Source organism: Herbaspirillum sp. NPDC087042, assembly GCF_044745245.1.
In the GTDB taxonomy this organism is placed as follows: domain Bacteria; phylum Pseudomonadota; class Gammaproteobacteria; order Burkholderiales; family Burkholderiaceae_D; genus Herbaspirillum.
The window spans coordinates 200,889-225,860 of the sequence record NZ_JBIUZW010000009.1; the positions used below are offsets into that span (position 1 = coordinate 200,889).

Genomic DNA, 24,972 nt, shown 5'->3' on the forward strand with positions numbered 1-24,972 from the left:
ATGCGCGATGATGTGGCGCGGGCAGGCCCTAGTATGCGCCGCGATGCGGACCCGGCCCATGCATGGCGTGCATGGATGGCGGCGGGCATCGGGGCGGGGGTGGTTTTTCCTATGCGTAATGAACATAGGTGTGGCACATAGGCACGCACCACAGCGGCGCATCGGGAGCGAACGGTTAAAATGCGGGCTTGGCGACGGGGCCGTGATTGCAGGGTTCCCGTCGATCTCTCCACTCCTGACAAGACCAACGACACATGAGTTATACCCCCAGCCGCCCCCTGGGTTACGGCTGCCTGATCCTGAGCATGTCCCTGGTGGGCGCCTATGTCGCCCTGACCAAGCCACTGGCGGCGATGCTGCCGGTGTTCCTGCTGGCCTGGCTGCGCTTTGCCATCGGTGCGGTGGCGATGGTGCGCTGGATGAAGAAGCCGGCCGATGAAAAACCGCTGAGCACGCAGTCGCGCTGGCTGGTGTTCCTGGAATCCTTCCTGGGCAATTTCCTTTTCACGCTGTGCATGATCACGGGCGTCTCCATGACCAACGCGGTCTCGGCGGGCGTGATCATGTCCGCCATCCCGGCCGTGGTGGCGGTGATGAGCTGGATCTTCCTGAAGGAAAAGATCAGCCTGCGCGTCTGGGGCGCGGTGGCCTGCGGGGCGATCGGCATCGGCCTGTTGTCGCTGGCCAAGGATACCCACGGCGCGGCTCCTGCGGCCAATGCCGCCGGCCAGTATGCGTGGCTGGGCAATGTGCTGGTGTTCTGCGCGGTGCTGTGCGAGGCTTCCTATGCCGTCATCGGCAAGAAGCTCACCGCCGTGCTCACCCCCAAGCGCATCAGCGCCGTCATCAACCTCTGGGGCCTGTTGCTGATGACGCCCATGGGTTTCTATACCGCCCTGCATTTCGACTTTGCCGTGGTCCCCGTCGATATCTGGGTACTGCTGCTGTTCTATGGACTGGCAGCCAGCGTCTGGACGGTGTGGCTGTGGATGACCGGCCTGAAGGTGGTGCCGGCCGCCCGTGCCGGCGTGTTCACCGTGATGCTGCCGGTGTCGGCGGCACTTGTGGGCGTGGTCGTCCTGGGCGAGAGCCTCTCGGCGCTGCAGGCCAGCGCCTTCGCCGTGGCATTGGCCGGCATGTTGCTGGCGACGCTGCCCGGTCGCAATACCGATTCACTACCGCTGCATTGAGCGAGGAAGCCATGAACCAACCCAAGCGCCCACAGGGCAAGCCGCAGGCACCTGCATCGAAGAAATCTCCAGCAGCCAAGCCCGCTGCACGCCCGGCCGACAAGCCCCAGGGACCGACGCGCGACAAGCCCCGGACCCACGTGGCCACCGATGCCTCGCGCCGCCGCCAGTTCAATGCCCACGCGGCTTCCCAGGACCTGGACGAGGACGAGCAGCGCGTGCTGCAGATGGTCGCCCTGGCCAGCGCGGTAGGGGCCGGCACACCGGATGCCAGTGGTCGCCGTACCGGCCAGGAAGAGCTGGAACGCATGGTGCGCAATACCCTGCGCCAGCGTGACGACGACACCCTCTACGAAGCGCTGGAGCAGTTGCACTACGACGACCAGCGCGGCCATGCGCTGCTGCGCGAGGTGGCCGAGGAGGGGGCTGACATCATCGTGCTGCGCCGGGGCGAGAAGGAGCTGGAGATCAATGCCTTCCTGATTCCCTTGCTGGTGCGCACCCGTGGCGGTTTGCGCCAGGCGCAGGCACTGGCGGATGGCGACGCCTTCGATGCCCTGCGCGCCAGCCTGCAGGACGCCGGACTGGAGAGCAAGCGGGCGCGCGTGGTGCTGGTGCACCATCTCTATCACCCGGAAGAGATCGATGCCCTCAGCTATGGTGAAGTCGAGGCCATGAACCGTGACGCCTTCGCCTCGCTGACCGACAAGAAGATCATGAGCGTGCCCGCCATCGAGCGCAGCATGCGCGGCTGGCCGGACAGTGCTTTCGGCGCCGACGATGAGGTGCTGGAATTGCGCTTCCTGCTGGGCTTCTCGCTCAAGGACCTGGACGATGCCTTCTATGCGATCCCCGCCGATGAAGCGGCCGCCGATGCCTATTTCGAGCAGCGCGCCCAGCGCTTCCGTCAATGGAGCGAGCAGGTCACGCCGCTGATGCAGCAATGCCTGGTCGGCCAGTCGGGTGAGGCGGCACAATGCCAGTTGCACTTCCTCTACCAGGATCTGTTCCACGGCGCCAAGCGCACCGGCAACAGCGAATACCGCACCCTGCAGATCCTTTCGGAACTGGAACAGGGACTGGCCGAATCCGGTGTCGATGCGGCGCAGGTAACAGCCATCCTGGCGGTCGGGGAAGACGAGGGCGAGACCTTGCTGCAGGTGGTCCTGCGCCAGGATCAGCGTGTCGTGGCGCGGGTCGGGCAGGTCATCGACGAGGACCTCCAGGAGAGCCTGTTCGAACTGGCCGACGCGGTGGCGTCGCTGGGTGTGGCGGCGCTCAGGCTGGCCGATGGCATCGATGCGAACGGTGTGGCCGTGCGCGAGCGCGACTTCCCGGCAGCCTAGGGACCAGCCCCTAGTCGAGCAGGGCCTGCAGGCTCACGCCTTCGGGCTGGCAGCGGAAATACAGCTCCACCTGCATCGGCCGCCAGCCGCGCACCAGCTGGCGCAGGTCGGCCTTCATCTTCTGCTTGCCGCAGAAGTCGTAGGCCTTTTCCTTGGCCGCGGCGGTGAGCGCCGGGATCGACATGGTGTAACTCACACCGGTGGCCGAGACCATGAACATGTCCTGGTTCTCTGCCTTGATGTCGGTGAAATTGGCGCAGCCGGCCAGGGTAGCGGCGCCGACGTAAGCGGCGACGATGCCGCCGGCGCGTGCGCGCCGGCTGGAGTGTTGTATGCGCATGAGACCCCCTTGTATTGCTCATGATGCGGCGCCCTGGAACGGCGATGTTGCCGTCCGGCACGAATGCCGCAATGACAGCCTACGCCCGCCATGGGCGGCAGTGGGCGGGGCTTACCCGGTTTTACCCGGATGGCGTGGCTGTAAAAAAACCTTCAGTTGTGCAAGGACGCTGGCCCAGGCCGGGCATTGGCGTTCAATGACGTGCACCCGGTCCATCACGCTGGTTTTTCCTGTCTGCTGAGAGCATGAGCGCGGCCAGTCCCTGCGGCTGGTATTTGGCTGCGCGGGTCCTGCATGGCTGGGCTAAAATCGACGGCGCTGCCCGGGCGATACCGGGCTGGCATCCAGTTTGCGCACGCCGGCACCAGGGGCCGACGGCGCCATCCGCCAATCAGGGAGAACAGAGAATGACCAACCGTCGCAGTTTCATCACCAGCGTGGCCGGCATCGCCGCCGCGTCCGCCTTGCCCAACGTATTTGCCCAGGCCGCCGCTGCGACTGGCGCGACCGAACCGACCCTGGCGCGCGTGCAGCGTACCAAGACCCTGCGCATCGGCGCGGTGCGTGGCGCGGCTCCCTACTACAACAAGGACCTGGCCAGCGGTGAGTGGAACGGCTTCATGATCGATTTCGCCAAGAGCCTGGCGGCCAGCCTGAACGTCAAGCTGGAAATCAACGAGACCACCTGGGGCAACTCGGTGCTGGACCTGCAGACGCACAAGATCGATCTCTTCTTCGGCATGAACCCGACCCCGGCGCGCCGCGAAGTGATCGGCTTCACCGAACCGCTGTTCCTGAATGCCTTCACCGTGGTCTCCAAGAAGGAATACAAGAGCTGGGCCGACCTCAACAAGCCCGAGGTGAAGATCGCCGTGGACATCGGTTCCTCGCACGACCAGATGATCAGCCGCGTCTGTCCCAATGCCACCATCGTGCGCCTGGAAAAGGCCGACGACGCCACCCTGGCGCTGCAGACCGGCCGCGTCGATGCGCAGGTGCTGGTGTGGCTGCTGGCGCTGAACATCCTCAAGAAGAATCCCTCGTTGGGCAAGATGTATGTCCCCATGCCGCTGGAGGCCACCTCCACCAACATCGGCATCCCCAAGGAAGAGGACAAGGGCTGGGTCGAGACCATCAACAAGTGGATCGTCGCCGAGCGCGCCGCCGGCAAGATCAAGCCAACCGTGCTGGGCAACCTGCAAAAGCTCTCCGGTGTGAAGCCGGAAGATGTGCCGCCGCAGATTCCGCTGTAATGGCCTGCGCCTGAGGCGCTATTGATGAAGAACCCGCATCGGTGACGGTGCGGGTTTTTTATTGGCAGGCTGGGCGTTTCAGGGACGGCGATCGAGCAATATCATCGATATTCAACAATATGCCGATGGGCTAACGAACCGCTTCACTTTAGTCTGTCGAGTTAGACAGGATCAGGACTGAGCATTCAAATCGTCGTCGAATGCATCGATTTCCAAATGGGAGGGACAACCTACGCATCAAGAGGACATCTGATGTTGAACTACGATCCCATGGTGGGGGAGATACTGCAATGTCATTTCGGGAAAGCGTATGTACGACGCAGCGATGGACGCATCGAGATGCAAAGTCGGTCGATGGAGACGCGCTTGCCGCCAGAAATGGTGAAGAACCGGCTGGTCGTGGTACTGAATAACAGGATTGGTGGCGGATGCATAGTGGTTCCCCTCTCCAAAACTCGCGATCCTGATCGCCTGAGCAGGCGCTGGCATGTCGAAATCGTTGAGGAGCTGATCGCTCCATGTGGACATTTCACTCGCACGGCCAGATTCGCTACCGCCGAACAGGTACAGGTAGCCAGCAAATTCCGCCTTGCCAGGCTTGCCGCAGGCCCGAAGCAGCATTTGCCGCGGGAGCTGGTCGCTGAAATTCAGTGCGCGGTAGTGCGGGCTATTGGTGGCGGTGCGTTGCTTGTCAGGGACAAGATGCGGAAAGACCATCGGGAACAGCGCGGTGATGATTGACAGGTGTGGGGGGCGTTTGGAATAATCGTCGCACTGCCCTTGAGGCGCCGTAGTAAATTTCCCCTTCTAGGGATCCGCAAAAGCCCAGCATTCGCTGGGCTTTTGTCATTGGGGGGCTTGGCTTGTCTCACGCCAGCCTTCTCCCAAAGACCTTGAGACAAGCGTCTCATCATCCCCCCATGCTGCGCCGCAGGGTAACCCGCATCGCGCGCTGTGCTACAACGTCACCCATTGCATCGCCTGTCGTCTGTTCCCCCGGAGTTGGTCTCGCCCGTTGCGAGCTTCAGGAGCCGCCATGCCCTACGTTGCCAAAGTCAGTCATCTCGATCGCGTGCGCCGCCTGCTGGATGGCCGCGTGCCTGCCGCCGACAGCCCCTACCTGCAACGGCTGAGCTCGTCCTATCTGCGCTCGCTGGACCAGCATCACCTTGATCCGGGTGACATGAGCGGGCCGCGCGTACTGAGTTCGGGCGAGCTGCGCGAGGTGCAGCAGGGGGAGGAGGATTTCCTGCGTGCCTCGGGGCAATGCCTGTCGATGCTGCACCAGACCGTGCGCGAGGCCGACTATTGCGTGATGCTCACCAATGCCGCCGGCACCACCATCGACTATCGCGTGGACCGCGAGCGACGTCACGACTTCAAGCGCGCCGGGCTCTATCTCGGCTCCTGCTGGTCCGAGAGCGAGGAGGGCACATGCGGCGTGGCCTCGGTGCTGCAGGATGCGCTGCCGATCACGGTCCACAAGACCGACCATTTCCGCGCTGCCTTTACCACCCTGACCTGCAGCGCCGCACCCATCTTCGCCCCCTCGGGCGAGCTCATCGGCGTGCTCGATGCCTCGGCCATCCGCTCGCCCGACGAGCGCGACAGCCAGAGCCTGGTCAACCGCATCGTGCAGCAGAGCGCCACGCTGATCGAGGATGGCTACTTCCTCAACGCCATGGCCTGCGCCTGGGTATTGCTGGTGCATCGCAGCCGCCACTATGTCGAAGCCCAGCCGGAGATCCTCATCGCCTTCGATGCCCTGGGCAATATCATCGCCGCCAATCGTCGCGCCCGCGAATGCATCGCCGCGCTTACGCATTTGCCGCGGCCCATGGATGAGGTCTTCGACCTGCATTTCGAACGCCTGCTCGATGCCCGTGCGCTGCAGGAATTGCACCTGTTGCGCCTGCATGGCGGCACCACCCTCTATGGTCGCGTGCGCGCGCCGGTGCAGCGGGCGGTGCGCCCCGCGCGGCCTGCACCGGTGGCGGATGTGACCGGCAGCAGCGGCGCTCCGATCGATGCCTCATCCCGCCAGGAGCGCGACCAGATCGTGGCTGCGCTGACCGAATGCAAGTGGCGGGCGCAAGCCGCCTCGCAACTGCTGGGCATGTCGCGCGCCACGCTGTACCGGCGCATGGCGCGCTACCAGATCCTGCCGCCGCACCGACGTTAGCGGCGGCTTTCCCCAGGCGGACGCAGAGCCGCCATCACCGTTGCACCACCATGATCTATTTCACGATAGAGGAGACTTGTCATGCCTGAAGAAACCGCCAGCCAGCAGATCGCCAACACACTGGAAAACCTGCAAGCCGCCTTGCGCCGGGGCGACGCCGCCGGCGCCGCCGCACTGTTCGAGGAGGAGGGCTACTGGCGCGACCTGATCGCCTTCACCTGGAACCTCAAGACCCTGGAAGGCCGCGCCCAGATCAGCGCCATGCTGCAGGCGCAATTGCCCCAGCTGCGCGACATCCAGTTCCGCGCCGATCCTGCTGAAACGGCCACCCGTGCCGATGGCATCACGCAGGGCTGGATCCTGCTGGAAACCGACATCGCACGCGGCAAGGGCTACCTGCGCCTGCGCGATGGCAAGATCTGGACGCTGCTCACCAGCGCCTACGAACTCAAGGGCCACGAAGAGCCCCGCGGCGAACATCGTCCGCGCGGTGCCGTGCATGGCGTGCATACCGACCGTCGCACCTGGAAGGAAGAGCGCGAGGCCGAGGCGCGCGAGCTGGGCTACCAGCAGCAGCCGTATTGCCTCATCATCGGCGGCGGTCAGGGTGGCATTGCCCTCGGTGCGCGGCTGCGCCAGCTGGGCGTGCCCACCATCATCATCGAGCGCAACGAGCGCGCCGGCGACAGCTGGCGCAAGCGCTACAAGTCGCTCTGCCTGCATGACCCGGTGTGGTACGACCATCTGCCCTACATTCCCTTCCCCGAGAACTGGCCGGTGTTTGCGCCCAAGGACAAGATCGGCGACTGGCTGGAGATGTATGCCAAGGTGATGGAGCTGAACTACTGGGGCTCCACCATCTGCAAGTCGGCCCACTACGATGAACAGGCCCAGCGCTGGACGGTCGTGGTCGAGCGCGAGGGCCGCGAAGTGGTGCTGCAACCCACGCAACTGGTGCTGGCCACGGGTATGTCGGGCAAGGCCAACGTCCCCAGCTTCCCCGGTGCCGACGGCTTCCAGGGCGAACAGCATCACTCCTCGCGCCACCCTGGTCCGGATGGCTATCGCGGCAAGAAGGTGGTGGTGGTGGGCTCCAACAATTCGGCCCATGACATCTGCGCGGCCCTGTGGGAAAACGGCGTGGACGTGACCATGCTGCAGCGTTCCTCCACCCACATCGTCAAGTCCGATTCGCTTATGGAACTGGCCCTGGGCGATCTCTACTCGGAGCGCGCGGTGGCCGGCGGTCTCACCACCGGCAAGGCCGACCTGCTGTTTGCTTCGATTCCCTACAAGGTCTTGCCGGCGTTGCAGAAGCAGGTCTTCGACAAGATCCGCGAGCGCGATGCCGACTTCTACCGGCGTCTCGAAGAGGCCGGGTTCATGCTCGACTTTGGCGACGACGATTCGGGCCTGTTCATGAAATACCTGCGGCGCGGCTCCGGCTACTACATCGATGTGGGGGCCTCCGAGCTGATCGCCGATGGCAAGATCCGCCTGAAGAGTGGTGTCGACGTCAAGGAGATCCGTCCGCATGGCATCGCCCTGAGCGACGGCAGCGAGTTGCCCGCCGACGTCATCGTCTACGCTACCGGCTATGGCTCGATGAATGGCTGGGCCGCCGACCTGATCTCGCGCGAGGTGGCCGACAAGGTGGGCAAGTGCTGGGGCCTGGGCTCGGCCACTACCAAGGACCCGGGGCCGTGGGAGGGCGAGCAGCGCAACATGTGGAAGCCCACGCAACAGCAGGCCCTGTGGTTCCATGGCGGTAACCTGCATCAGTCACGCCACTACTCGCTCTATCTGGCCCTGCAATTGAAGGCGCGCATGGAAGGCATCGCCACCCCGGTCTATGGCTTGCAGGAGGTGCATCACCTGCGCTGATGGCAATGCGTATGTGCCAATGAAAATGGCGCGCGGCTCAATGCCTGCGCGCCATTTTTTCTGACGTCAGGAGCGACGTAACGATCAGTGATTCTTCATTACGCCGACATCACACCGACATCACACCGACATCACACCGACATCACACCGACATCACACCGACATCACGCATTGAAGCGTGACAGGAAGGCCTGCGTGGCCGCCTGCTGCGGATTGTCGATCACCTGCGACGGCGGACCGGCTTCCACCACCACGCCATCACGCATGAACACCACCTGGTCGGCCACTTCGCGGGCGAAGGCGATCTCGTGGGTCACCAGGATCATGGTCATGCCATCGGCGGCGAGTCCCCGGATGACGTTGAGGACTTCGCCCACCAGCTCGGGGTCCAGCGCCGAGGTGGCTTCGTCGAAGAGCATCACGTCCGGCTGCATCGCCAGCGCGCGGGCGATGGCGATGCGCTGCTTCTGGCCGCCCGAGAGCTTTTGCGGATACATGTCGGCACGGTCGGCCAGGCCCACCTTCTGCAACAGTTCCATGGCCTTGGCGCGGGCTTCGGCCTTGGGGGTGCGCAGCACCGTGACCATGCCTTCCATAACGTTTTCCAGCGCCGTCATGTGCGGGAACAGGTTGAAGTGCTGGAACACCATGCCGGTGCGGGCACGGAAACCGGCCAGTTCACGGTCGCCCGGCAGGCGCGATTTCTTGCCGTCGAATTCGAAGTGGCGCTGGCCGATGCGCACCGATCCCTGATCGGGTACGGTCAGCAGGTTCAGGCAGCGCAGCAGGGTCGACTTGCCCGAACCCGAAGGGCCGATCATGGCGACGACGCTGCCCCGGTCGATCTGGATGGAAATATCCTTGAGCACCACATGGTCGCCGAAGGCCTTCTTGAGATTGCTGATCTGGATCATCGCATTGCTTGCAACGTTGTTCATCGTGTTCTCCTCAACCGTGCTGGGCCGACAGGCGGTTTTCCAGGCGCTTGGCCCAGATGGTGGCCGGCAACAGGATCAGGAAGTAGATGATCGCCACCAGGGTGTAGATCTCCAGCGGGCGATAGGTCTCGTGGGCGATGATCTGGCCCTGGTAGAGCAGGTCAGGCACGGCCAGCACCGACAGCAGCGAGGTGTTCTTCAGCTGCATGATGGACTGGTTCACCAGCGGCGGCGTCATGCGCTTGAAGGCTTGCGGCAGGATCACGCGCTTCATCAGCTGGAAGCGCGTCATGCCCAGCGCCCAGCCGGCCTCGGACTGACCCAGGTCGATGGAGACGATGCCGCCCCGGATGATCTCGGAATAGAAGGCGCCACCATACAGGGCCAGCGACAGCATGGCCGCCATGCCGGGCGACATCTCGATGCCCAGCAGTACCGGCAGCGCGTAGTAGAACCACACCAGCTGCACCAGCACCGGCGTGCAACGGAAGACCTCGACGAAGGCACGCAGGGGACCGGAGATGAACGGGTTGGTCGACAAGCGGCCCAGGCCCACCACCAGCCCCACCAACAGGCCCAGCGCGATACAGGCGATGGTGTAGCCCAGCGTGTAGACGAAGCCGATTCCTATGATGCTCCTGAATTGCCAGAGCGAGCCGAAGTCCCATTGATACATCTGTTGTTTTCCTTGGTTACGATTCTCGGGGTGACGGCGCAGCGAGGCTGCCGACGTCACGCAAGCAGTGTGTACACGCCGCATGCATGAACCATGCCGTGCTGGCCCGGTGGGCTTGCGCGTGCGATGGCAACAGGGGAGAGCATGGGGAGCGTGCGGTATATCGTTTAGAGAAATTGCCGCAGGGGCAATCCGCGAACCCGGCCATTGTAATGGAGAACGGCCCGGCAGCCCACGTCGTAGCAGGCTTTGGCTAGAATGGCGGATTGCGCGTTTTGCGTCGATGCGTCAATTCCCGGCGTTCGGGAAAGCGCCTCACTTCATCCAGGACCATGAGCCCAACTTCCTCCGCCGAGGGCGGCAATTCTCTTCCTACTCCTCGTTGCATCCTCATCACCGGCGCCGCGCGCGGTATCGGTGCGGCCGTCGCCACCACGGTGGCGGCTCCCCAGGTATCGCTGGTGCTGCATGCGCGCAGCGATTCGCCGGAGTTGCAGGCGGTGGCGCAGCGCTGCCGCAGCCAGGGCGCCGATTGCGTGCTGGCGCTGGGCGACATGGCTGAACCCGGCACCGCCGGGCGATTGCGCGATGCGGCCCTCAACCATGCAGGACGACTCGATGCGGTGGTCGCCAATGCCGGCTTCGCCGATCGCCAGCGTATCGGCGAGCTGAGCGATGCCGACTGGTCGCGGTCGCTGGAGGCCTTGCTGACCGGCTTCTTCCGGCTCACCACGGCATGCCGTGAAGCGCTGCAGGACAGCGGCCAGGGACGCGTGGTGGCGGTCAGCTCCTTCGTGGCGCATGTCTACCGCCTGGGCGAATCGGGCTTCCCGGCATCGGCGGCAGCCAAGGCCGGCATCGAGGCGCTGGTCAAGTCGCTGGCGGTGCAGCTGGCACCGGACGGCGTGACGGTCAACGCGGTGGCGCCCGGCTATGTCCAGAAGAGCGACCCGGCCAAGTCCGCCATCGATCCGGCCGCATGGCAGGCGGCGCTGGCGCGCATCCCCCTGCAGCGCCTGGGACAGCCACAGGAGATCGCCAATGTGATCGGCTTCCTGCTCAGCCCTGCGGCCTCCTATGTCACCGGACAGGTGTGGCATGTGGATGGCGGACTGACCCTGTAACGAAATCATATAAACGATTTATATCGATATATCCATCTTTAGAAAACCTGGAACAACATCATGCGCATCATCGTGCTGGGCGCCGGCATCGTCGGCGTCACCACTGCCTATTTCCTCCGCGAGCGCGGTCATGACGTGGTCGTCGTCGAGCGTCGCGCCGAGGTGGCGGCCGAGACCAGCGTCGGCAATGCCGGTCACGTCTGTCCCTCCTATGCCACGCCGTGGGCGGCACCGGGCATGCCGGCCAAGTCGCTGAAGTGGTCGCTGCAGAGCTGGCTGGGCATCGAGGCGGCATTGCGCTTCACGCCACGCCTGGATGCGCATCAATGGAAGTGGCTCAAGACCTTCCTGGCGCAATGCACGCCCGAGCGCTACGCCGTCAACAAGGCCCGCATGGGACGCCTGGCGCGCTACAGCCACGGCCAGTTGAAGCAGATACGCGAGCGTCTGGATATCCGTTATGAAGAGACCACCGGCGGCAACCTGCAATTGTTCCGCACGCAGGAAGGGGTGGACAATGCCGGGCTCTCGACCCAGGTACTGGCCGAGGCCGGTGTGCCCTTCGAGCTGCTCGATGCGGAGGGTTGCGTGGCCTTCGATCCGGGCCTGCATGCGGCGCGCCATGAATTGAAGGGCGGCCTGCTGCTGCCCATGGACGAGACCGGCAATTGCCCCCTGTTTGCCCGTGCGCTGGCGGGGTGGCTGCAGGCCCATGGCGTGGAATTCCACTTGTCCACCGAGGTCCAGGCCATCGAGGTGGCCGGCGGCCAGGTCAGCGGCCTGCGCACCCGGGATGCCACCTTGCGCGCCGATGCCTATGTGGTGGCCTGTGCCAGCGCCTCGGTGCCGATGTTGAAACCGCTGGGACTGGATCTGCCCATCTATCCGGTCAAGGGCTATGCCATCACGGTGCCGGTGGCCGATCCTGCCGGGGCACCGCGCAGCGGTGTGATGGACGAGTACTACAAGGTCGCCATCACCCGCATGGGCCAGCACATCCGCGCGGCCGGTACCGCCGAGATCGGCAGCTGGGATACGCGCGTGACGCCGCGCGATTGCGCCACGGCGCTGAAGTCACTGAAGAATCTCTATCCACAGGGCGCCGACCTGGCCCGGGTGGAATACTGGGCCGGCCTGCGCCCGATGACGCCGGATGGCGCGCCGCTGATCGGCGCTACCCGCTATGGCAACCTGTGGCTCAACGCCGGTCACGGCTCCAATGGCTGGACCACCGCCTGCGGGTCCTCGCGCATCATCGCCGACAAGATCAGTGGCGTGGCCAGCGAGATCGAGAGCGCGGACCTGGAGCCGCAGCGGGTGATCTGATGTGGCTCAGTGGTCGAACAGCGTGTCGACGTCGGCGCCGTTGCTGAAGGTGCTCACTGCCCAGCCGGTGGGGGCCTTGTAGAAGATGAACTGCCAGGGAATGGCCTGGCGTTCGGTCTTCTCGATGTAGGTCAGCTTGATGAGCGACTCGCCCACTTTCTCGGAACGGATGAATTCATAGCCGACCGAATTGCCCACCAGCGCTTCGATGGCCATGCGCGAACTGCGGGCGTTGGTGCGCGCGTTTTCCATGGCACGGATGTCGACCAGGGCGTAGGGCGAGAGCAGGCCGTAGGCATCGTCGGTGCGGCCGGCACCGGCCTGGGCCATGACCTTGTCGGCCAGGGTACGGACCTCGGCTTCGGACTTGAGCGTGTCGGCATGCGCGGCATGCAGGGCGCCGCCCAGTGCGAGGGCGGCCACGAGGGTAGAGGGGATGAGGCGCGGCATGTGAAGGTCTCCTGGGAAGATCGGGTGCGCCTATTGTGCCAGCACTGCGCGCGCCTGCCTGCTTATCTCGTCCCGGCAAGGTGTAAAGCGCCCCGGCGTGCAGCGTAAATCAGGGTAAAACGCGGCTTGCGCATGCAGTGGCGCGGATATGATGGGCAGCCTGTAACCCGTGACTCGACAAGGCGGGTTCTGTCTCGGGGGGAGAGCATCATGCGCACCATCATCACCGCCACCTTGCTGGCGACGTCGCTTTCGGGTTGTATCGTCACTTCCAGCAATACCCTGGTCGATGCGGTGAGCCTGGTCGGTACCGCTGCCTCCGGCGTGAAATCCTTCTCGCCCAATTCCACCCAGAATCCCATCGTCTACAGCAAGGATGCCATCCGCGATGTCTGCATCGAGTGGAACGGTTCGGTCGCGCTGAGCGATTTCGTTCCGGGCCTGCAGGGCGAATTGCAGAAGCACGGCGTCCAAAGCCGCGTCTATGACGCCGGCACCCAGGCGCTGGCCTGCCCGGTGACGCTGACCTATGTCGGCTATGTCAAATGGGATACCAAGGTCTTCTCGGACGCCTATACCCCCTACCTGACCTACGCCGCGCTGACCCTGCGTCGCGATGGCCGGGTGCTGGGGACGGCGCAATACCGCATGGGCTCCTTCGGCCAGGACAAGTGGGCGTCACCGGGCGACAAGCTGGCTCCGCTGATCGATGCGCTCTTCCCCGGCAATCCGGTGGTGGCCGATAATTCTTCGGACAACCTGCGCGGCGGCGGCAACGGATTCTGAGGCGCCACTATCGCGGCACCGACAAGAGGGCAAGAAGGCAAGAAGAAACGGCAAGCGTGATGCTTGCCGTTTTTTGTTGCCCTGGCGTTTTTGCGTATTGGCCGACCGGCGCCTGGCCGGCCGGCACATCGGCCATTACCAGATGGTCAGCAGACGGCGGAAGAAGTTGCTGTCGGTGCTGGCGTCGGCAATGGAGCCACCGCCGACCTGCTCCAGGCGCGCATCGGCGACATTGGAGGATTCGACGATGCCGCCGCGGATATCGCGGGTCCGCACTACACCCGAGAAGCGCAGGGTGTTGACGTTGCCGTTGACGCCGATACGCTTTTCGCCCGCCACCACCAGGTTGCGGTTGGGCAGGACTTCGGTGATGGAGACCATCAGGGTGCTGGTCATGGTGTTGGTGTTGCTGCTGTCACCCGACCCCTTGAAGGTATTGCTGCCCGAGGCCGAATAGTTGGCATCGTAGAGCTGGGTGAACAGGCCGCCCAGCGGCGCGCCCGAGCCCGGTCCCTGTTGTGCCAGGGTGGTGGCGCGGCTGTTGTTGGTGGCGGCCTTGTTGCTGCTGCTGATCGATTCGGAGATGTCGATCTTGATGATGTCGCCCACGTTGTAGGTGGTCGGTTCCTCGAACAGCTGGGCGCTGGAGACGCGGAAGATGGCGCCATTGTTTTCCACGTTGGCCACCTGGTAGGCCGGCCGCACGCTGGTGGGGCCGGTGACCATCGGTGCCGGGCTGTTGCAGGCCGATAGCGAAACGGCCAGCGCGCAGGCGCCGGCAAGACGATACTGGAATTTCATGGCGATCCCCCCCGAATGGCGCCCGGGCTGGATGCCCGGCGCAGGGCCGACGCGTGTTGCTACGCGCGGCGGCGCGTGCATGGATGATGGTGGTGTTCGATGTAAGCAGCGGTTAGCTGTATGTAAAGACCGGAAAACTATCTTTAATGGTGGTTAAGTCCGGTAAGCGTCGCCGCCGGTGCGACACCCTCTCGACGAAGCGGCCGTGCTGCACCATGGACAGGCCGGGCGCGTCCATGCGATCCGCCGTTTCGGGGCATAATGGCGCCACTCCCTAACTTTGCGGTTCCGCCTGGCGGCCCCGCATTCCAACATGGCAACAGAAAAGAATCAGGCCCCGGTGGCCACCGAGCCCGGTGCGCCCAGCGTGCACGAGCAACTGGTGTCGGCCCGGATCCGCCAGCGTATCCAGGCTGCCGGCGTGCGCTTCCATGCCAACGACAATATCTCCGCCTTCATCGAAGAGGGTGAGCTGGCGCAATTGCAGGCCGAGGTGCAAGGCAAGCTGGCCGCCGTGCTGGAGAGCCTGGTGATCGACGTCCAGAGTGACCACAATACCCAGGACACCGCCAAGCGCGTGGCCAAGATGTACATCAACGAAGTGTTCCGCGGCCGCTACCAGGCGGCGCCGCCGGTGACCGAGTTTCCCAACATCGAGCGCCTGAACGAGTTGATGATCGTCGGCCCCATCACGGTACGCAGCGCCTGTTCGCATCACCTGTGCCCGATCATGGGCCGGGTCTGGGTCGGCGTGATGCCCAACGAGCATTCCAACCTGATCGGCCTGTCGAAATATGCGCGCCTGCTGGAATGGGTGATGAGCCGTCCGCAGATCCAGGAAGAGGCGGTCTCGCAGGCAGCCGACCTGCTGATGCAAAAGCTGCAGCCCGATGGCCTGGCCATCGTCATGGAGGCCGACCACTTCTGCATGCACTGGCGCGGCGTCAAGGACATGGATTCCAAGATGATCAACAGCGTCATGCGCGGTTCCTTCCTGCGTGACGCCAACCTGCGCCGCGAATTCCTGGCGCTGATTTCCCACCATCAACGAGGTTAATCATGCTGGTTCGCCTGATCTATGCAAGTCGCGCCAAGACACCGGTCACCCACGAGATGATCGAGTCCATCCTGTCCAGCGCGCGCCAGCGCAATCCTCAGCTGGGCATCACGGGCGTGCTGTGCTACAGCGATACCATCTTCGTGCAGGTCCTCGAAGGCGGTCGCGACCAGGTCAACCGGCTCTACGCCAGCCTGCTGCGCGACGAGCGCCATCATGAGGTGATCCTGCTGGCCTACGAGTCCATTGATGAGCGCCAGTATTCGTCCTGGACCATGGGCAAGATCCGGCTGGACAAGATCAACCGTTCGCTGTTGCTGAAGTATTCGGAATGCGGCGAACTCAATCCCTACCAGGTCTCCTGTTGCTCGACCGTGGCCCTGTTGAACGAGCTGGCCTCGACGGCGGCATTCGCGCAGCGTGACTGAGCGTGTTGGCCGATCCGGTCCCGACGTGAAAACGGCGCCATTGCGGCGCCGTTTTTTTTCGTCTTCGCCGAGCCCCTGTCAGAGCAGGTCGATGTTGGGCAGGTTGCGGATGCCCCACTTGGCCGGATCGGCATAGGCCACGATCTTGTCGGTGCCGCGCGCCAGGTCGATGATCTCGGTCTTGAGCGGCATGCGGCTGGTGGTGGAGTAGAACACCTTCACGCTTGGATTGAGCAGGCGGTCCGGTCGCTGGTCCACCACCAGTCCCAGTCGGCCCGACTGCAGGATCACGCAGGAACCGGTGGGGTAGATGCCGATGGCCTTGACGAAGGCTTCCATGGTCACCGGATCGAAATGCCCGGCGCTGCCGGCCATGTGGCGGATCGAGCGCGCCGGATCCCAGCCGGCCTTGTAGGGACGATTGGAGGTGATGGCGTCATAGACATCGCACACCGCCCCCATCTTGGCCATGACCGAAATATCGCTGGCTTTGAGGTTGTACGGGTAGCCGGTGCCGTCGATCTTCTCGTGGTGATGCAGGGAAACATCCAGGGCGGCATCGCTGATGCCTTCGATCTGGCGCAGGATGTGATGGCCTTGCACGGTGTGCGAACGCACCGAGGCGAATTCTTCCTCGGTCAGCTTGGCGGGTTTGTTGAGGATGTCCAGCGGTACGGCCATCTTGCCCACATCGTGCAGCAATCCGGCCATGCCGGCCTGCTTGATCTGGTCCTGGCCCAGGCCCAGCTGGTTGCCCAGCGAGATCATCATGGCGCAGACCGCCACCGAGTGCATGTAGGTGTAGTCGTCGGTGGTCTTCAGGCGAGCCAGGCTGATGAGTGCGTCGGCATTGCGCGAGACCGAGGCGGTGATCTCGGTGACCAGCTCGGCGGCATCCTTGACGTCGACCGCGCGGCCCATGCGCGCTTCCGAAAACATGTGCAGCACGGTGGACTTGGAGGCCGAGATGATGCGCACGGCGCGCTCTCGCTCTACTGCCGTTTCGGTGCGGGCCAGCTGTTTGACCGGAGCGGGCGAGACGAGCGTGTCAGTGCCGGATGAGGCCGTGTCGGGCGCATCGTCAATGTCCTGCTCTTGCTCCGCGGTGGGCGCAACATCACGACCCTTGGAGGTGTCGATGGTGACCGCTTCCACGGAGCATTCCTGCAGGGTCTGCAGGTCTTCAAGACTTTCCACCTTGAATGACTTGCGCCAGAAGGGATGATTGATCCAGCCTCCCGGAATGGAGTGGACATACATGCCCAGGCGCAACTGTTCTATGGCGATGGATTTCAACATATCGAATTCAGGTCTTCTGCCTGTCACTGTTGACCGCACTGGGTACGGTTCGATTCCCCTGATGAAATGGACGCCAATGTTCTCGTGCAATGACTCCTTGAGGACCGGTCGCGCCAGCATTGGCGCCCGGTCTGGTTTTATCGTATCAGAATGTGTTTTGCTTTAGCGCTTGCATCGGCCTTGTCCCGGTAAATTTAGCGATTGCCTTGTGCGGAATTTATGCTTGCTAAATTTACCTTGTCCCGGTGACCATGCGGCGAAATATTTTCCGATATCGTCTGGCGATGGCGACCCGCTTATTTCCTGGCGGGTGGGGCGTAGGGATTGGTGGTCAGCAAGCGCAGGAAGCTGGCGATGCAGGCCACGCCGGCGAAGGCTGCGCCGAAGCCCAATGCGAAGCGCGAGCCGTGAGTTTCCGAGAGATTGAAGCACAGCGCCACCAGTGCGGCGCCGACGCTCTGGCCCAGCAGTCGCGCGGTGGCCACGATGCCGGAGGCACCGCCGCTGCGATGCGGTGGCGCGCTGGTCATCAGGGCCTTGAGGTTGGGCGACTGGAAGAAACCGAAGCCCATGCCACAGAGCAACATGCGCCAGCTGATCTCCCAGACGCTGGGCGCGGCCGGCATGAAAGTCATCGTCAGTAATCCGGTACACAGCAGCGCCAGGCCGACACCACCCAGGATGCCCACCGGGTAGTGATCGGACATGCGCCCGGCGATAGGGGCCATGATGGCCACGGCCACCGGCCAGGGCGTCATCAGCAGGCCGATTTCGACCTGGCTGCGGCCGAGGTCGTGATGGAAGAAGAAGGGCAGCGAGACGAACGCCAGGCCTTGCGCGGCGAAGGAGCAGACCGCCGTCACCGCCGAGAGCGAGAACATGGGATGGCGGAACAGGTCCACCGGCAGCATCGGCGCCGGGTGCGACAGTTCGCGGCGCAGCAGCAGCAAGCCACAGACCACGGCCGCGCCCAGCTCCAGCCCGACCACACTGGCCTGGGCCTGGTGCGCGCCTTCGCCGATGGCCAGGATCAGCAGCCCGAAGGCGGCAGCATTGAGCAAGGCGCTACGGGTATCGAAGGCATGCGAGGACAGCGCCGTATGCGGCAGCGAGGGCAGGGCCAGCACGATGGCCAGCAGGCCCAGCGGTACGTTGACGGCGAACAGCCACGGCCAGGGCGCGATGGCGAGGATGCCGGAGGCCACGCTGGGACCGACGGTGAAGGCGATGGCCACGATGAGCGTGTTCAGGCCCACGCCCCGGCCCAGGGAGCGGGTCGGATAGATGAAGCGGATCAGCGCCGTGTTCACGCTCATGATGCCGGCCCCGCCCAGCCCCTGCAGGAAGCGCGCGACCACCAGCGTGGGCAGCGACCACGCCACCGCGCACAGCAGCGAGGCGGCGGTGAACAGCACCAGCCCCCAGATGTAGATGCGGCGATAGCCGATGATCTCGCCCAGCGCCGCCAGCGGCAGCAGCGACACCATCATTGCCAGCTGGTAGGCAGTGACGATCCATACCGAGCCGGCCGGCGTGGTGTGCAGGTCCACGGCCATGGCCGGCAGGGCGGTATTGGCGATGGCCGTATCCAGCGTGGCCAGGCCGACGGCGATGAGCAGGGTGAGGATGGCGCGACCGCGTTGTTCGGGCGGTAAGCCCTCTCCGGCAATGACGATGTGGTGTTTGTTTTCTGTGGTGCTGGTGGATGAGGGCAGCGATGACATGGGGTTCTTGGCGAGAGCGGTCAGGCGTGCCGCGCGAGGCTGGCAGGGGCCGCTATTGTGTTGTTGAGATTGGGGAAAGCGATATCGGCGAGCCAATAAAAGGACGCCCGTTCACGAAAAACAGACGCTGCCTCTCGTGGTGCTGCGCGATCCAATGATAGCGGGGAACGCGTTGCCGCGCAGGCGCAGGTCACCAGCGGCGCATGCTGAGCTATGATGGTGGTTTGCGCCGGCGGGGCTGGCGCGTCTTGATGACGGAGTCGCGAGCATGTCCAAAGAGCAGTTGTCGCAGCGCCTGTGCGCATGGATCGATCAGCATTTCGACGAAGAGGTCGGGGTCCTGCAGCAGTTGATCCGCATTCCCACCGATACGCCGCCGGGCAACAACGCGCCGCATGCCGATGCCGTGGCCGAGCTGGTGCGTAGCTGGGGCTGGAACGCCGAGAAGCACGCGGTGCCGCAGCAGCAGGTCATCGCCTATGGCATGCAGAGCATCACCAACCTGATCGTGCGTCGTCCCTATGCGGACGGTGGTCCGACCGTGGCGCTCAATGCGCATGGTGACGTGGTGCCGCCGGGTGAGGGCTGGAGCCATGATCCCTATGGGGGCGAGATCGCCGATGGCCGCATCTATGGCCGTGCCGCTGCCGTCTCCAAGAGCGACTTCGCCAGCTACCTGTTTGCCACCCGCGCCCTGGAGGCGCTGGGTGCGCCGCTGCGCGGGGCGCTGGAACTGCATTTCACCTATGACGAGGAGTTCGGCGGCCTGCTCGGCCCGGGCTGGTTGCTGGAGCAGAAGCTGACCCGTCCGGACTACGTGCTGGCGGCCGGCTTCAGCTACAACGTGGTGACCGCCCACAATGCCTGCCTGCAATTCGAGGTGACCGTGCATGGCCGCGCCACCCATGGCTCCATGCCCGAGACCGGCCACGATGCGCTGCAGGCGGCCAATGCCATCCTCAATGCACTCTATGGCGCATTGCCGGGCCTGAAGGAGATCCGTTCGTCCATCCCCGGCATCAGCCACCCGACCATGATCGTCGGCCGCATCGATGGCGGTACCAATACCAATGTGGTGCCGGGCAAGGTGGTGCTGAAGATGGACCGCCGCATGATTCCCGAGGAAGATCCGGTTGAGGTCGAAGCCGGCGTGCGCAAGCTGATCGAGGATGCGGTGGCCGGCCTGCCGGGCATCCGCGTGGAGATCCGTCGCCTGTTGCTGGCACGCGCGCTGCGTCCGCTGCCGGGCCACGAGAAGCTGGTCGAGAGCCTGCTGCGCAATGCCCAGGCGGTGATGGGCGAGGCGCCCACGACCAATGGCTCGGCGCTCTATACCGACGCCCGCCTGTATGGTGAAGCGGGTATCCCGGTGGTGTTGTTCGGCGCCGGTCCGCGCACGCTCATGGAATCCAATGCCAAGCAGGCCGACGAGAACCTGGCCCTGGATGACCTGAAGAAGGCGACCAAGGTGGTCGCGCTGATGCTGCTGGACTTCCTGGGCGCACAGGGCTGAGGGTGCCGGTGCACCGGGCGGGAGATTTGTTAGTTTTTCCGCCGGGAACAAGTTGATTACAATGTGTGCCCGCGAGCTGCTGCCGGATGTTTCTTGCAGGCATCTTGCGGGCCGGGTGGCCGATCCTGGCTGTCCGGGTAGAGAAGCAAGTCTTGAGGGACCGAGATCAATCGCATGTTGAACGCCATCGAGCAGACCCATCCATCGAGCCCGCAGCCGGCATCCAGGCCCGGTTACCTGGGTTTGTCCTTCCGCCAGCTGCTGCTGGCCGCTTTCCTGCTGATTGCCGCCTTGCTCAGCGGCACTTCCATCCATGCCCTGTTCACGCTGGACCGCATGTCGGCCAACAGTCGCGAGACGGCGCGGCAGGCGGTGCAGCTGACCGAGGCCGCGCAACGCCTGTCCGAGCGCACCGTGGCCATGGAGCGCAGCGCCCGCCAATACCTGGTGCTGGACGACGCGGCCTTCCGTGACCGCTTCAACGAGGCGCGCGAGCAGGCGCGCCAGGCCCTGGGGGAATTGTCCGATTCCCTGCCGCAGGCGTCGCGCGACCTGTTCAGCCAGTGGGGTGTCTATGTCGATGAGGCCGGCGCCGTGCTGGAAGCGGATTCGCGCAAGGACAAGGGTGAGCAGTTCAAGCTGTTCCAGGATTTCGCCCGCCTGCCGCCCCTGAACGAGCGCATTGCCCTGGAGAGCCGGCGCGAGGTGGACCGTCGCAACAATGCCCTGTCGGCCGCACTGGAGCAGCAGCGCCAGATGCTCAGCGCCCAGGTGGTGGGCGCCATCGTGCTGGCGGTGCTATTGGCCTTCGGCTTCGGCCTGTGGCTGTCACGTCCGCTGGCGCGCCTGGAGCAGGCCATCAGCCGTCTCGGGGACAATCGCTTCGACCAGCCCATCGACGTGCGCGGCCCGGCCGATATCCGTCGCCTGGGTCAGCAGCTGGACTGGTTGCGCAAACGCCTGGCCGACCTGGAGGCCGAGAAGTCGCGCTTCCTGCGTCATGTCTCGCATGAATTGAAGACGCCGCTGTCGGCCCTGTGCGAAGGCGCGGCCCTGCTCGACGACGGTGTGGCCGGCCAGCTCAGCGAGAACCAGCGCGAGATCGCCCGCATCCTGCGCCAGAATACCCAGTCCCTGCAGACCCAGATCGAGGATCTGCTGCGCTACAACGAGGTATCCTTCGATGCCCAGCGCATCCATCCGGTCCCGGTGGACCTGCGCGCCCTGCTGCACAAGGTGATCGACGACCAGCGCCTGCAATGGCTGGCGCGCGAGCTGAAGGTGGAGATCGAGGGCGCCGCACGTACGGTGGTGGTGGATCCGGAAAAGATGGCGATCGTGCTGGCCAATCTCTTGTCCAATGCCGTGCGCTTCAGTCCCCAGGGCGGGTTTGTCCGCTTCCTGCTCACCGATGTGCCGGGCCAGGTGCGGGTCGAATGCATCGACCAGGGGCCGGGCGTGGCACCCACCGATGCGGCGCGCATCTTCGAGCCGTTCTACCAGGGCCTGCACCAGCCTCCCGGGGCGCGGCGCGGCAATGGTATCGGACTGTCGGTGGTGCGCGAGTATGTGCAGGCGCATAGCGGCAAGGTCTATCTGGTCCCGCGCGAGGGTGGTGCGCATTTCCGAATCGAGTTGCCTGATGAAAAATAAGATCCTGTTACTGACATGTTGCGCGCTCCTAGCGGCGTGCACGACGCAGCCGCCAGCCCCCACTGCCACCATCAAGCTTATCCATTCGGCCAGCAATATCGATGAGCTGCTGGCCTACAACGCGCAATTGCGCAAGATGACTCCGGCCGAGCTGGGACGTGAGCTGTCGCGGATCAATGCGTATCCGGCCAGCCCGTCCAACACGGTGCGCCGCGCCATGGCCCTGTCGCTGACCCGCGATGCCATCGATCTGGCCAAGGCCGAAGCCCAGCTATGGAACGTCATGGGCGATAACAGCGTCGAAGCAGAGAAGCTCAAGCCTCTGGTGCAGTTGCTGGTCGGACAATGTGCCGACCTGCGGCGGGTGGCCGACAGTGCCGAGAAGTCCGCGGTGCAGTTGAAGGAAGCCCAGCGCAAGGTCGATCAGTTGAACGACAAGCTGGAGGCGCTCAAGAACATCGAACGGACCCTGCCGGCCGGCGCCAGGTAACGCCTGCTACCATCCGCCGTCGGGGCCCGTTCCTTTCATGGAACTGGAGTCCCGATGGGAAAGACCTCTCCCCTGATGCTGGTCGATGATGATCCCGACCTGCTGCGCCTGCTGACCCTGCGCCTCAATGCCAGTGGTTATCGCATCCTGGCCGTGGAAAGCGCCGAAGCCGCGCTGGCCCAACTGGCCATTTCACTCCCGGCCCTGGTCATCACCGATGTACGCCTGCCCGGCATGGATGGACTGGCCCTGTTCGGCGAGATCCGCAACCGCTATCCCAGCCTGCCGGTGATCCTGCTGACCGCGCACGGCACCATCCCCGATGCGGTCGATGCCACCACCCAAGGCGCCTTTGCCTATCTCACCAAGCCCTTCGATGGCGCCGTGCTGCTGGACAAGGTCGCCCAGGCCCTGAGCTTGTCGGCGCCGGCCCAGGAGAGTCCGGACCAGGCCTGGCGCGCCGACATCATCAGTCGCAGCCAGCGGGTGGCCGAGTTGCTGGCCGAGGCGCAACTGGTGGCGGCCTCCGACGCCAGCATCCTCATCCGTGGCGATAGCGGGACCGGCAAGGAGGTGCTGGCGCGCGCCATCCACCGCGCCAGTCCGCGTGCCGACTTGCCCTTTATTGCTGTCAATTGCGGCGCCATTCCCGAGGCCTTGCTGGAGTCCGAGCTGTTCGGCCACGTCAAGGGCGCCTTCACCGGCGCGATCGAGCATCGTGAGGGCTTGTTCCAGGCGGCGCATGGCGGCACGCTGTTCCTCGACGAGATCGGTGACATGCCGCTGCCGCTGCAGGTCAAGCTCTTGCGTGTCCTGCAGGAGAAGACGGTGCGCCAGGTCGGTGCCACCCAGGCCGGCGAGGTGGATGTGCGCATCATTTCCGCCACCCATCGCGACCTGGAGGTGGCCATGGGGGAGGGCACGTTCCGTGAGGATCTGTACTATCGCCTCAATGTGGTGACCCTGCACCTGCCGGCGCTGGAAGAGCGGCGCGAGGATATTGCGCTGCTGGCCAATCATTTCCTCAAGCTCATTTCCGCCAAGTATCCCAAGCGCCTCACCGGCTTTGCCGCCGACGCGCTGGAATTGCTGAGCCTGGCGCAATGGCCGGGCAATGTGCGCCAGCTCTATAACGTGGTGGAGCAGGTGTGTGCCCTGTCGACGACGCCGCTGATTCCGGCTTCGCTGGTGCAACGGGCGTTGCGCACGCCGACGCTGGACCTGCTGCGCTATGCACACGCCAAGCAGAAGTTCGAGCGCGACTACCTGATCCGGTTGCTGAAGTTGACCGATGGCAACGTCTCGGACGCCGCGCGGCTGGCAGATCGCAACCGAACCGAGTTCTACCGTCTGCTGCAAAAGAACGGGCTGGATCCGCGCAGGTTCCGGGGCGGCGATGAGGCTGTCGCGATGGAACGACAGGATGGAATCGTTTGAAATCAAGGACTTGAGACACCGCCGCGCTGGTGCTCGTCGTGATACGGCGACGGAAATGCGGGTTTGTCCGCGACATTGGCCGCCTGCGATACCGGTGGTGGGTGGCAAGTCATTGATTTATTGGGAGAAATCAAAGGGTGGCATGGCCCTTGCGAAGACATGGGCAAGAGATGCTCCATATGTTGCCTATATATAGAGAATCACTACGATGACTGACCGATAAGGAGAAAGCCATGAACAAGACCATTCTTGCCAAGCATCTGCTGGCTGCCAGCGTTGTCTTCGCCGCCGCCATTCCCGCCGTCCAGGCTGCCGAGACCGGCAACACCGCGCCTGAGACGGCCCACAAGGCTGCCGCCTATATAGATGACTCGGTGATCACCGCCAAGGTGAAGGCCGCCCTGGTCGAGGACAAGCAAGTCGCGGCCATGAAGATCAAGGTTGTCACCCGGGGTGGCGTGGTGACCTTGAAGGGCTCGGTACCCAGTGCCGAGCTGGGACAGCATGCCTTGCAGATCGCCGCAGGCGTGGAGGGTGTGCGGGACGTGAAGAGTGATCTGACCGTAAAAGCTGGATAGAGATAGAGACTAGCAATAGAGACAGGCATGCGCGTCCGGTGACGCGCGCCTGCCCGACGGTTCGCGGAAATGATTTACACGTGATGAAAGAAACCAGGGGCCATCCCGGCAGGGATGGCCCCTGGTTTTTTGGGGTGGCTGTTTCTGCCGGAATCACCGAGAGGCTCTCCTGTACTGGCTTTTCAGCCGGCTCGATATGAGTCAGGCGATTTCCCTCTAAACTATTTTCGATTTTTTTCAAAAACCGCTTGCGCACAGCGAGGTGGGTTGCTATAGTTCGCCCCCTGCTGACGCGACACACGAAGCGAAGTTGAAAAATAGAGCGACGGATGTCAGCGAAGCAAAGAGTAGTGAAGCAGTTTGAAGGGCGTTTTGAATGAAGTAGTCGAGGCAAGTAGTTAAAGCGAAGACGAAAAAATTTAAAACGAATCGCAAAAAAGTAGTTGACGCGATAAACAAACTGCTACATAATCTCGTTTCTCTGCTGCTGACGAACA

At 63.9% G+C, this 24,972-nt stretch carries 23 protein-coding genes; 16 read left to right on the forward strand and 7 right to left on the reverse strand.

The features are described 5' to 3' along the window. Nucleotides 1–254: 254 nt before the first annotated feature. Both ACIPHN_RS14305 and ACIPHN_RS14310 read left to right on the forward strand, forming a co-directional pair. Complete coding sequence (locus tag ACIPHN_RS14305) at nt 255–1,190, forward strand: DMT family transporter (RefSeq protein WP_400437177.1); 936 nt, start codon at nt 255–257, stop codon at nt 1,188–1,190. 11 nt (nt 1,191–1,201) lie between these two features. Then, nucleotides 1,202–2,536, forward strand: coding sequence for a DUF2863 family protein (locus ACIPHN_RS14310; RefSeq protein ID WP_400437178.1), 1,335 nt, complete (start codon nt 1,202–1,204; stop codon nt 2,534–2,536). 10 nt (nt 2,537–2,546) lie between these two features. On the opposite strand, the gene ACIPHN_RS14315 is transcribed toward ACIPHN_RS14310, so the two are convergent. Beyond that, a complete protein-coding gene (locus ACIPHN_RS14315) occupies nt 2,547–2,876 on the reverse strand; it encodes a hypothetical protein (protein ID WP_400437180.1) in 330 nt (109 codons plus the stop codon). Between the two features lie 407 nt (nt 2,877–3,283). Between ACIPHN_RS14315 and ACIPHN_RS14320 the strand changes: the two genes are divergently transcribed. The 4 genes from ACIPHN_RS14320 to ACIPHN_RS14335 all read left to right on the forward strand — a co-directional run bounded on the left by ACIPHN_RS14320 (nt 3,284) and on the right by ACIPHN_RS14335 (nt 8,195). Next, on the forward strand, nt 3,284–4,129 hold the full coding sequence (locus tag ACIPHN_RS14320) for a transporter substrate-binding domain-containing protein (protein ID WP_400437182.1): 846 nt from the start codon (nt 3,284–3,286) through the stop codon (nt 4,127–4,129). 252 nt (nt 4,130–4,381) lie between these two features. After that, entirely contained in the window at nt 4,382–4,870 is a 489-nt protein-coding gene (locus ACIPHN_RS14325) for a type II toxin-antitoxin system PemK/MazF family toxin (RefSeq protein WP_400437184.1), read from the forward strand. Nucleotides 4,871–5,165: 295 nt separating this feature from the next. Further along, a complete protein-coding gene (locus tag ACIPHN_RS14330; RefSeq protein ID WP_400437185.1) occupies nt 5,166–6,311 on the forward strand; it encodes a helix-turn-helix domain-containing protein in 1,146 nt (381 codons plus the stop codon). Nucleotides 6,312–6,392: 81 nt separating this feature from the next. After that, nucleotides 6,393–8,195: an NAD(P)/FAD-dependent oxidoreductase gene (locus ACIPHN_RS14335; RefSeq protein ID WP_400437186.1), complete on the forward strand. Its 1,803-nt coding sequence runs from the start codon at nt 6,393–6,395 to the stop codon at nt 8,193–8,195. 164 nt (nt 8,196–8,359) lie between these two features. Here the strand turns inward: ACIPHN_RS14335 and ACIPHN_RS14340 are convergent, their stop codons facing one another. Further along, nucleotides 8,360–9,133 (reverse strand): amino acid ABC transporter ATP-binding protein, encoded by a 774-nt coding sequence (locus ACIPHN_RS14340; protein WP_400437187.1) that lies wholly within the window; start codon nt 9,131–9,133, stop codon nt 8,360–8,362. Nucleotides 9,134–9,143: 10 nt separating this feature from the next. Next, nucleotides 9,144–9,809, reverse strand: a complete 666-nt coding sequence (locus ACIPHN_RS14345) for an amino acid ABC transporter permease (protein WP_198984234.1) — start codon at nt 9,807–9,809, stop codon at nt 9,144–9,146. Nucleotides 9,810–10,141: 332 nt separating this feature from the next. Between ACIPHN_RS14345 and ACIPHN_RS14350 the strand changes: the two genes are divergently transcribed. Both ACIPHN_RS14350 and ACIPHN_RS14355 read left to right on the forward strand, forming a co-directional pair. After that, nucleotides 10,142–10,933: an SDR family NAD(P)-dependent oxidoreductase gene (locus tag ACIPHN_RS14350; protein ID WP_400437188.1), complete on the forward strand. Its 792-nt coding sequence runs from the start codon at nt 10,142–10,144 to the stop codon at nt 10,931–10,933. A 60-nt stretch (nt 10,934–10,993) separates the two neighbouring features. Further along, entirely contained in the window at nt 10,994–12,259 is a 1,266-nt protein-coding gene (locus ACIPHN_RS14355) for a D-amino acid dehydrogenase (RefSeq protein ID WP_400437190.1), read from the forward strand. 6 nt (nt 12,260–12,265) lie between these two features. Here ACIPHN_RS14355 and ACIPHN_RS14360 read toward each other — a convergent pair whose 3' ends face one another. Then, nucleotides 12,266–12,709: a hypothetical protein gene (locus ACIPHN_RS14360; RefSeq protein ID WP_400437192.1), complete on the reverse strand. Its 444-nt coding sequence runs from the start codon at nt 12,707–12,709 to the stop codon at nt 12,266–12,268. 210 nt (nt 12,710–12,919) lie between these two features. On the opposite strand from ACIPHN_RS14360, the gene ACIPHN_RS14365 reads away from it, so the two are divergent. Further along, complete coding sequence (locus ACIPHN_RS14365) at nt 12,920–13,495, forward strand: cell division protein FtsI (protein WP_400437193.1); 576 nt, start codon at nt 12,920–12,922, stop codon at nt 13,493–13,495. 135 nt (nt 13,496–13,630) lie between these two features. On the opposite strand, the gene ACIPHN_RS14370 is transcribed toward ACIPHN_RS14365, so the two are convergent. Next, on the reverse strand, nt 13,631–14,296 hold the full coding sequence (locus ACIPHN_RS14370; protein ID WP_400437195.1) for a flagellar basal body L-ring protein FlgH: 666 nt from the start codon (nt 14,294–14,296) through the stop codon (nt 13,631–13,633). Nucleotides 14,297–14,609: 313 nt separating this feature from the next. Here ACIPHN_RS14370 and folE point away from each other — a divergent pair, with 313 nt between their 5' ends. Both folE and ACIPHN_RS14380 read left to right on the forward strand, forming a co-directional pair. Further along, on the forward strand, nt 14,610–15,353 hold the full coding sequence (gene folE / locus ACIPHN_RS14375) for a GTP cyclohydrolase I (RefSeq protein ID WP_400437197.1): 744 nt from the start codon (nt 14,610–14,612) through the stop codon (nt 15,351–15,353). 2 nt (nt 15,354–15,355) lie between these two features. Further along, on the forward strand, nt 15,356–15,781 hold the full coding sequence (locus ACIPHN_RS14380; protein ID WP_400437199.1) for a BLUF domain-containing protein: 426 nt from the start codon (nt 15,356–15,358) through the stop codon (nt 15,779–15,781). A gap of 78 nt (nt 15,782–15,859) precedes the next feature. Here ACIPHN_RS14380 and ACIPHN_RS14385 read toward each other — a convergent pair whose 3' ends face one another. Both ACIPHN_RS14385 and ACIPHN_RS14390 read right to left on the reverse strand, forming a co-directional pair. Further along, on the reverse strand, nt 15,860–17,080 hold the full coding sequence (locus ACIPHN_RS14385) for an HD-GYP domain-containing protein (protein WP_400437200.1): 1,221 nt from the start codon (nt 17,078–17,080) through the stop codon (nt 15,860–15,862). 296 nt (nt 17,081–17,376) lie between these two features. Continuing rightward, nucleotides 17,377–18,804: an MFS transporter gene (locus tag ACIPHN_RS14390; protein WP_400437202.1), complete on the reverse strand. Its 1,428-nt coding sequence runs from the start codon at nt 18,802–18,804 to the stop codon at nt 17,377–17,379. 268 nt (nt 18,805–19,072) lie between these two features. Between ACIPHN_RS14390 and ACIPHN_RS14395 the strand changes: the two genes are divergently transcribed. From ACIPHN_RS14395 to ACIPHN_RS14415, 5 genes are all read left to right on the forward strand, one after another. After that, complete coding sequence (locus tag ACIPHN_RS14395) at nt 19,073–20,317, forward strand: ArgE/DapE family deacylase (protein ID WP_400437204.1); 1,245 nt, start codon at nt 19,073–19,075, stop codon at nt 20,315–20,317. Between the two features lie 174 nt (nt 20,318–20,491). Next, nucleotides 20,492–21,970 carry an ATP-binding protein gene (locus ACIPHN_RS14400; RefSeq protein WP_400437205.1) on the forward strand — a complete coding sequence of 493 codons (1,479 nt, stop codon included), beginning with the start codon at nt 20,492–20,494 and terminating at the stop codon, nt 21,968–21,970. Next, nucleotides 21,960–22,460, forward strand: coding sequence for a hypothetical protein (locus tag ACIPHN_RS14405; RefSeq protein ID WP_400437207.1), 501 nt, complete (start codon nt 21,960–21,962; stop codon nt 22,458–22,460). Before ACIPHN_RS14400 ends, ACIPHN_RS14405 begins: the two co-directional genes overlap by 11 nt. Before the next feature lie 54 nt (nt 22,461–22,514). Further along, nucleotides 22,515–23,897, forward strand: a complete 1,383-nt coding sequence (locus ACIPHN_RS14410; protein ID WP_400437208.1) for a sigma 54-interacting transcriptional regulator — start codon at nt 22,515–22,517, stop codon at nt 23,895–23,897. 233 nt (nt 23,898–24,130) lie between these two features. After that, nucleotides 24,131–24,475, forward strand: coding sequence for a BON domain-containing protein (locus tag ACIPHN_RS14415; protein WP_400437209.1), 345 nt, complete (start codon nt 24,131–24,133; stop codon nt 24,473–24,475). Nucleotides 24,476–24,972: the final 497 nt, after the last annotated feature.